At 37.1% G+C, this 286-nt stretch carries 1 protein-coding gene; it reads left to right on the top strand.

Features of this window, described 5'->3' with window-relative positions:
* Positions 1-286 (top strand): PH domain-containing protein (locus AAEY57_RS19705; RefSeq protein WP_350608633.1); only part of this gene is annotated, 286 nt, incomplete at both ends.

Here is a 286-nt window from a genome sequence, read left to right as displayed (position 1 = left end):
ATTTTGGGGACAAATTGCCGGAGCCGTCGCGCTTGTTGCTTTGCTTATTTACTCTTTTTTATATTATAAAAGCTTTCGTTTTTGTATTTCTGAAGAACACGAAATTTTACTCAAAAAAGGCGTATTTAAAAAAGAGCGTTTAACCCTTAAATTTGCTCGCGTACAAAACGTAAATATTGCTGAGCCGTTTTATTTTACCCCTATTAACTTAGTAAATTGTATTTTTGATGCCGCAGGTAGCGTAGCGCAAGAAGTGGTACTGCCGGGAATAACCAAAGAACACGCA

It is taken from the genome of Pseudoalteromonas sp. MER144-MNA-CIBAN-0113, from assembly GCF_040308965.1.
GTDB lineage: Bacteria > Pseudomonadota > Gammaproteobacteria > Enterobacterales > Alteromonadaceae > Pseudoalteromonas > Pseudoalteromonas tetraodonis.
This window is presented reverse-complemented; position numbering and strand designations above follow the sequence as displayed.